This is a genomic window from Micromonospora deserti, assembly GCF_003236335.1.
Classification (GTDB): Bacteria; Actinomycetota; Actinomycetes; order Mycobacteriales; family Micromonosporaceae; genus Micromonospora; species Micromonospora deserti.
In genome coordinates, this window is record NZ_POUB01000466.1 from 1 (window position 1) to 2,290 (window position 2,290).

Consider the following 2,290-nt stretch of genomic DNA (forward strand, 5'->3'; position numbering starts at 1 on the left):
TCGCCAAGTTCACCGCCGCGCACCCCCCCGGCCAGCCGGTCAGCGGCTGCGCGTCGGTGAACTTGGCGACGGCCACCCCGTTCGGGATCTCCACCGCCCCGCCGTCCATGTGCTCGACCTGCACCTTGCGCGCCAGGGCACTGACCGCGATCCGGGCGGTGATCCGCTCCAGGACGATCTGCAGCACGCCCTGCGCCGCGGCGAGCACCCGGGAGCGGGTCATCGCGGTGTGGAAGGTGGCCACCACCGGGCCCCGGGCGGAGAGCACGGCCAGCATCGACAGGCTCAGCGTCAGCGGCTCGTGCACGTGCAGCACGTCGAACTCGCCCCGGGTGATCCAGCGCCGCACCCGGGCCGTGGAGACCGGACCGAACGCGATCCGGGCCACCGAGCCGTTGTACGGCAGCGGGACGGCCCGCCCCGCCGGCACCACGTACGCCGGCAGCGGGGAGTCCTCGTCGGCCGGCGCGAGCACACTCACCTCGTGCCCGAGCGCGATCAGCGCCTCGGCGAGATCCATGACATGGTTCTGCACCCCACCCGGGACATCGAAGGAGTACGGGCACACGATGCCGATCCGCACTGCGCCCTCCCCCTCACACCTGTCCGGTGGCCGGGGAGGACAGCGCGGCGCCGTCGCCCGTGCCGCGCTGGTCCAGCCACATCCGCTGCAACATGTGCCAGTCTTCCGGATGCCGGGCGATGCCCGCCGCAAGACTGTCGGCGATCCGCTGGGTCAGCGACCGGACCCGCCGGTCGAGCGGGCCCTCCTCCGGCCCCGGCACCGGCAGCGGGCCCTCGATCGACGCGCACGCCACGTCCGGCTCGTACCACAGCGAGGCCACGTAGAGCGGCGCCCCGGTCCGCAGCGCGAGCAGCGCCGGGCCGGGTGGCATCCGGGTGCGGGCACCGAAGAAGTCGACCTCCACCCCGCGGGCGGAGAGGTCCCGGTCGGCCAGCAACGGCACCACCGCCCCGGCCCGCAGCCGGTCGACCAGCACGTCGAACGCCGGCCGCGGGCCACCGTGGGTGGGCAGGATCTCCATGCCGAGGCTCCGCCGGAACTCGAGGAACCGCTGGTAGACGCCCTCCGGCTTGAGCCGCTCGGCGACCGTGGTGATCGGCCAGCCGGTGGCCGCGACCCAGGCGCCCGCAGCGTCCCAGTTGCCGGCGTGCGGCAGCGCCACGACCGCGCCCCGGCCGGCGGCCACGTCGGCGGCGAGCAGTTCCTCGCCGTCGAGCCGGAACCCGGCCCGGATCTCGGCCCGGCTCAGCGCGGGCAGCCGGAACGCCTCCATCCAGTACCGGGCGTACGAGCGCAGGCCGCGGCGGACCAGCACGTCGAGCTCCGCCTCGGGCAGCTCGGGGCCGACCACCCGACGCAGGTTGGCCCGCAGTCGGGCCGTACCCCCGCCGCCTCTGCGGTGGGCGCGGTCCGCGCCCGCCCGGAACGCCGCCGCCACGACGGGTCGCGGCAGCGCGCGGATCACCCGCCAGCCGGCGACGTAGCCGAGCTCGGTGAAGTTCACCCGTTTCCACCCGGCACGTGGATCCGCTGCGCCTGCCGGTACACGTGCAGCATGCGCTGCCCGACCGTGAAGATCGACACCGCGGCGAGCAGCCACAGCGCGATCGGCAGAGCCGGGGTGACACCCAGGCCGGTGAGCAGGCCGCCGACGCCGACGATCAGCAGCCGCTCGGTGCGCTCGGCGATACCCACGTTGCAGGTCATGCCGAGCCCCTCGGCCCGGGCCTTGACGTAGGAGACCAGCCCGCCGGCAGCCAGGCAGATCAGCGCGGCGGCCGTGCCCGCCCGGTCGCCCTCGGTGGCCAGGTAGTACGCCACGGCGCCGAAGACCGCGCTGTCGGCGATCCGGTCCATGCTCGAATCGAGGAACGCGCCGAACCGTGTCGAACCGCCGCTCATCCGGGCCATCGTCCCGTCGAGCAGGTCGGTGAGCGCGAAGACGGTCACGATCAGGGCCCCGGCGACCAGGTGACCGCGGGCACCGAAGCCGAGCGCACCGACGAGCACCCCGAAGGTGCCCGCCACGGTGACCGCGTTGGGGGTTACGCCCGCTCGGAGCAGGCCGCGCGCGACGGGCTCGACAACGCGGGTCATCCCCGCCCGGGCCGACACTTGGAAGATCTTCGCCATGGCGGTCCCCACGATAACGGTCCCCCGGTCACCGGCGATACGGCCGGTCAGCCGACCCGCGCGGCGGAGGCTTGTGCGCGCCGCGCATCGGGTGTGAGATCGAGCCCAGGGAGGTGAGCCAGCTCACCCGCC

Annotated in this window: 3 protein-coding genes; all 3 read right to left on the minus strand. The window is 74.4% G+C overall.

Going from position 1 to position 2,290, the window contains the following annotated elements; all coding sequences use genetic code 11:
• On the minus strand, nucleotides 1-583 hold a 583-nt coding region (locus C1I99_RS31180), incomplete at its 3' end, for a glycosyltransferase family 4 protein (RefSeq protein ID WP_146604105.1).
• A 13-nt stretch (nucleotides 584-596) separates the two neighbouring features.
• A complete protein-coding gene (locus C1I99_RS31185) occupies nucleotides 597-1,529 on the minus strand; it encodes a phosphatidylinositol mannoside acyltransferase (RefSeq protein ID WP_111137720.1) in 933 nt (310 codons plus the stop codon).
• Complete coding sequence (gene pgsA, locus C1I99_RS31190; protein WP_111137721.1) at nucleotides 1,526-2,158, minus strand: phosphatidylinositol phosphate synthase; 633 nt, start codon at nucleotides 2,156-2,158, stop codon at nucleotides 1,526-1,528. Before pgsA ends, C1I99_RS31185 begins: the two co-directional genes overlap by 4 nt.
• Between the last annotated feature and the right edge of the window lie 132 nt (nucleotides 2,159-2,290).

Excerpts from the sequence above, each read along its gene's own strand:
- pgsA (WP_111137721.1), bottom strand. The coding sequence starts at position 2,158 with ATGGCGAAGATCTTCCAAGTGTCGGCCCGGGCGGGGATGACCCGCGTT.